Origin of the sequence: Hyphomicrobium sp. (assembly GCF_036780825.1) — a bacterium.
Taxonomy (GTDB): domain Bacteria; phylum Pseudomonadota; class Alphaproteobacteria; order Rhizobiales; family Hyphomicrobiaceae; genus Hyphomicrobium_C.
In genome coordinates, this window is sequence record NZ_DAIQCD010000064.1 from 1 (window position 1) to 4,255 (window position 4,255).

7 protein-coding genes are annotated in these 4,255 nt (G+C 64.5%); 5 read left to right on the top strand and 2 right to left on the bottom strand.

Annotated features, from left to right (window positions below; all coding sequences use genetic code 11):
- Positions 1-38 precede the first annotated feature (38 nt).
- Positions 39-524 (bottom strand): hypothetical protein, encoded by a 486-nt coding sequence (locus V7P99_RS14590; RefSeq protein WP_333795560.1) that lies wholly within the window; start codon positions 522-524, stop codon positions 39-41.
- Positions 525-680: 156 nt separating this feature from the next.
- Positions 681-1,148 carry a transcription elongation factor GreA gene (greA, locus tag V7P99_RS14595; protein ID WP_333795561.1) on the bottom strand — a complete coding sequence of 156 codons (468 nt, stop codon included), beginning with the start codon at positions 1,146-1,148 and terminating at the stop codon, positions 681-683.
- 46 nt (positions 1,149-1,194) lie between these two features.
- Here greA and V7P99_RS14600 point away from each other — a divergent pair, with 46 nt between their 5' ends.
- The 5 genes from V7P99_RS14600 to V7P99_RS14620 all read left to right on the top strand — a co-directional run bounded on the left by V7P99_RS14600 (position 1,195) and on the right by V7P99_RS14620 (position 4,249).
- Positions 1,195-1,614 carry a secondary thiamine-phosphate synthase enzyme YjbQ gene (locus V7P99_RS14600; RefSeq protein ID WP_333795562.1) on the top strand — a complete coding sequence of 140 codons (420 nt, stop codon included), beginning with the start codon at positions 1,195-1,197 and terminating at the stop codon, positions 1,612-1,614.
- 22 nt (positions 1,615-1,636) lie between these two features.
- Positions 1,637-2,146, top strand: a complete 510-nt coding sequence (locus tag V7P99_RS14605) for a hypothetical protein (RefSeq protein ID WP_333795563.1) — start codon at positions 1,637-1,639, stop codon at positions 2,144-2,146.
- Positions 2,147-2,277: 131 nt separating this feature from the next.
- A complete protein-coding gene (locus V7P99_RS14610) occupies positions 2,278-2,703 on the top strand; it encodes a ketosteroid isomerase-related protein (protein WP_333795564.1) in 426 nt (141 codons plus the stop codon).
- Between the two features lie 47 nt (positions 2,704-2,750).
- Positions 2,751-3,344, top strand: coding sequence for a GNAT family N-acetyltransferase (locus V7P99_RS14615; RefSeq protein WP_333795565.1), 594 nt, complete (start codon positions 2,751-2,753; stop codon positions 3,342-3,344).
- Complete coding sequence (locus tag V7P99_RS14620; RefSeq protein ID WP_333795566.1) at positions 3,341-4,249, top strand: carbon-nitrogen hydrolase family protein; 909 nt, start codon at positions 3,341-3,343, stop codon at positions 4,247-4,249. The genes V7P99_RS14615 and V7P99_RS14620 overlap by 4 nt, the downstream gene beginning before the upstream one ends.
- Positions 4,250-4,255 lie beyond the last annotated feature (6 nt).

Sequence of the window (4,255 nt, forward strand, 5' to 3'; positions counted from 1 at the left end):
TTTCCGGAAGCACTCTTGCCGCGCACCGCCTCGGGTGTTCAACAGAAGATGCAAGCACTGCAGAGGCTTGTCGCCTCGGAGATATGGGCATCGAGAATGCGCGTGTACTCGGCGAGCTGCGGCTTCTGCGCTTCGCACAGGGCCTTCTTTTTATCCGGCTCGCTGAAAGCCGTCTCCCACGCCTTGAGATATTCGGCCTTCTTGGCGCGGAAGGCGGCAGCGACCTTGCGCAGCGAGCGGACCTCGACACACGGGCTGACCGCGTTCCATGCGCGCCGTTGCAGGTCGAGCTTGCGGCCGCAGAACTCGAGCAGCGCATCGACTGTCGCGTATTCGTCGACCCGCTGCCAAACCTTGGCGCGCTCCGCCTTGGTGATGCTGTCGAGGCCGATCTTCGCCGGCATCAGCGTGGCCTCGCCCGGCTCGGCGTGGGCCGGTCCTGCCAGGGTGAAGAGGAGGGTAACGGCGGCGAGTAGCGCCCGCCCGCTCCGCATCTTCAATCCGCTATCGTTCAAGCGCGGCATGCCAGCCCCCGGCGTTCACTTGTTCGCAATGACCGAGACTAAGGCCGCCGCAGAGACTTCCGCAAGCATTCGCATGGGAGCCGGCGCGCAGGGCGGTCTTCTACCTTATGGAGCATCTTCACCCGTACGGGCGTGGGCGTTCGAATGGGATCCGCCCTAGGCGATGGCGATGATCTCGACCTCTCCCGGGCCGACCTGCACGGTGTCGCCAACCGACTTGCCGAGGAGCGCCCGCGCGATCGGTGAAACGTAGGAGACGGTGCCTTGCGAGGGATCGGCCTCGTCCTCGCCGACGATGCGGTAGGTCTGCCGGCGATCGTCGTCGCGCAGGATCGTGACGCGCGATCCGAAGCGCACCTCTTCGCTTTCCGCAGGATCGGGAACGAGCTCCGCAGATGCGCGCCGCGCCGACCAATAGCGCAGATCGCGCGCCGCTGCGTTCAATGCCGCCCGGTCGCCCGCAGCCTGTGCCTCGGCATAGTCGCGCGACAGCCGCGCCACCTCTGCCTCGATCTGCGCAAGCCCCGTCGTCGTGACGAGATTGGGATGGGGCGAGACGAGCCGCTCAGGAAGCTCATCGAACGCCGCGAGGCCGTCCGCCTCTTTAACGAATGCTCTGCTCATACGGCTAATATAGCTGTGCGACCAGAAAAAGCACGAGGAGCGCACGATGCATCAGATGCAGACGGAATTGACGGTCTCGACGTCCGGACAGGGCCTTTACGAGATCACCGATGCGGCGCGCGCGTTTGCCTCCAAGGCCGGTATGGGGACGGGACAACTCACGGTCTATTGCAGGCATACATCTGCGTCGCTGCTCATCCAGGAGAATGCCGATCGCGACGTGCAACGCGATCTCGTCGCGTTCTTCCGCCGGCTCGTTCCCGATGGCGATCCTCTCTTCGTGCACACCATCGAAGGGCCCGACGACATGCCCGCGCATGTGAAGAGCGCGCTCACTCAGACGTCGATCACCATACCGATCATGCGATCTGTGCTTGCACTTGGAACCTGGCAAGGTCTTTATCTCTTCGAGCATCGGTGTCGTCCGCATGTGCGCAGCGTCGTGCTGCATGCGGTGGGAGCTTGATCTCACACACCGTGCTCCAACGTTGAGCAGTCGCTATTCGACAGGAGATGCAGATGGCGAAGAGCAAGGCAGCGGGCGACGATCGCCGCACCAGCGCGGTGAAGAGACGCTCGCAGATCAAGAGCAAGCCAACACGCACCTCGGCGAAGCGCGGCAGTACGACGACTGGCAGATCCCTTGGCGTCAAAGCCGACAGGAAGTCGCCCGGGACCGTGAAAAAGAAAGGAGTGAAGACAGTGGCAGCAGCAGCGAAGAAGACCGCAGCCAAGAAGACTGCGAAGAAGCCCGCCGCCAAGAAGACCGCGGCGCGGAAGACGCTGGCAAGGAAACCCATCGCGAGAAAGACCACCACCACGACCGCCAGAAAGACCACCGCGCGGAAGGCTACGGCAACGAAGTCCGTCGCCGCGAAGAGCACCGCCGCAAAGACCACCGCAAGGAAGCCGGCGAAGAAGCCGGTGAAGCGGGTCGTCAAGACGGTGGCCGTCCGCAAGAAGGCGGCGGCAAAGCGGCGCTAGGCTCGCCGGTTTGAGGCCAGGCTACAGGGAAGGCGGACCGTCTGGGCGCGACGCTCTTTGCCGCGTCAGGGATGATCCGCCTCCCCTTTGAGAGAACGACGCAACCTGCTAATGAGGCCCCCGAGTTCCAACTGGGAGGCCTTCCATGAGCGACGCCGAAAGCACCATCCGCAGCGCGACAGCCAAGCTGATCCGCAGCTACTACGACGCCTTCAACGCCGGCGACAGCGAGACCATGCTGGCGCACCTCACCGAGGACGTCATCCACGACGTCAACCAGGGCGAGCGTCGCGTGGGCAAGGACAAGTTCCGCGCTTTCAACGCCCGCATGACGCACCACTACAAAGAGACGCTGACCGAGATCGCCGTCATGGTTTCCAAGGACGGGACGAGGGCGGCCGCCGAATTCAATGTTAACGGCACCTATCTGAACACCGACAGCGACCTGCCGCCGGCCACGGGCCAAACCTACGTGTTGCCAGCCGGGACCTTCTTCGCCATTCGCGACGGCAAGATCGCCCGCGTCACCACCTACTACAATCTGACGGACTGGATCGCGCAGGTGGCCTGACCCAGGCGCTCACCTGCCTGCCCCATGGCAAACTTAAGGAGGACGCGATGAGCATCGAGGTTCGCGCGCTGACTGGCGACGATATTAAGAGCGTGCTGCCCGATCTCGCGCGCCTGCGGATCGCCGTGTTCCGGGACTGGCCGTATCTCTATGACGGCTCGCTTGCCTACGAGGAAGAGTATCTCGCCAAGTTTTCCAAAGCGAAGGGTGCCGTCTGTGTTGTCGCCCGCGACGGAGAGCTCGTCGTCGGCGCGTCGACCGGCGCGCCGATGGTCGAGCATGCGGACGAGTTCGGCGAGCCGTTCCGCAAAGCCGGCTTCGATCTCACCAAGATCTTCTACTGCGGCGAGAGCGTTCTCCTGAAGAGCCACCGCGGCCATGGGCTCGGGCACAAGTTCTTCGATCTGCGCGAGGCGCAAGCCCGGCAGCTCGGCGGCTTCACCCATTCCACGTTCTGCCGCGTCGTCCGGCCCGACGATCATCCGCTGAAGCCCGCCGATTATTTTCCGCTGGACGGCTTCTGGGGAAAGCGGGGCTATGCGCCGGTGGAGGGTCTCACGGCCACGTACGACTGGAAGGACATTGACCAGCCCGAAGAGACGTCCCACGTCATGCAGTTCTGGATGAAAGCGCTCTCATGACGACACCGCAATTTCTCAAGGTTGCCTCCGCGCAATATCCGATTGGCCAGCCCGCGTCCCTCTCCGAGTGGGAAGCGAAGATTGCCGCGTGGGTTGCGGAAGGGGCGGCCACCGGCGCCGAGCTTCTCGTGTTTCCCGAGTACGGCGCCATCGAGCAGGCGGCGTGTCTCGGGCCGGAGGTCTACGGCGATCTCAAGACGACGCTCGAACGGGTCGCGGCCTTGACGGAGGCACGCGTCGCTTTCCACGCAGGCCTCGCGAAGACCCACGGCGTGCACATCCTCGTCGGCTCGGGGCCGGCGAAATCGGCGGACGGACGCTTCGTCAACGCCGCCCAACTCGTCACGCCCGCAGGCAGCATCGGCGTGCAGGAGAAGCTGATCATGACGCCCTTCGAGCACGATTGGGGCGTGACGGCGGGTGGCCCGCTCCGCGTCTTCGAGACGGCGCTTGGAAAGCTGGCGGTGCTGATCTGCTACGACAGCGAGTTTCCGCTCCTCGCCCGCGCCGCCGTCGAGGCCGGCGCCGAGGCTATCCTCGTGCCGTCCTGCACCGAGCGTATCTCCGGGTATCATCGCGTGCGCACGGGCTCCGAGGCGCGCGCGCTCGAAAACACGATCGTCACCGTTCAAAGCCCGACAGTGGGCGATGCGCCGTGGTCACCGGCAGTCGACTTCAACGTGGGCGCGGCCGGTATCTACGTGCCGCCCGAGCACGGCGTGAGCGACACCGGGGTTTTGGCCGAAGGTACGCTCAACGCGCCGCAGTGGGTTTTCGCGTCCGCGGATCTCGCCGCGCTGCGCCGTCTCAGAACCGGAGGCGAGATGCGCAACTTCGGCGACTGGTCTGCGCAGCCAGGCGCAGCGCCGCTGAAGCAGACAGTCGAGATCATCCCGCTATCCTGATTAGGA

Bases quoted from the DNA above. Each gene is read 5' to 3' on its own strand.
- V7P99_RS14590 (WP_333795560.1), bottom strand. From the start codon at position 524: ATGCCGCGCTTGAACGATAGCGGATTGAAGATGCGGAGCGGGCGGGCG.
- greA (WP_333795561.1), bottom strand. From the start codon at position 1,148: ATGAGCAGAGCATTCGTTAAAGAGGCGGACGGCCTCGCGGCGTTCGAT.
- V7P99_RS14600 (WP_333795562.1), top strand. From the start codon at position 1,195: ATGCATCAGATGCAGACGGAATTGACGGTCTCGACGTCCGGACAGGGC.
- V7P99_RS14610 (WP_333795564.1), top strand. From the start codon at position 2,278: ATGAGCGACGCCGAAAGCACCATCCGCAGCGCGACAGCCAAGCTGATC.
- V7P99_RS14615 (WP_333795565.1), top strand. From the start codon at position 2,751: ATGAGCATCGAGGTTCGCGCGCTGACTGGCGACGATATTAAGAGCGTG.
- V7P99_RS14620 (WP_333795566.1), top strand. From the start codon at position 3,341: ATGACGACACCGCAATTTCTCAAGGTTGCCTCCGCGCAATATCCGATT.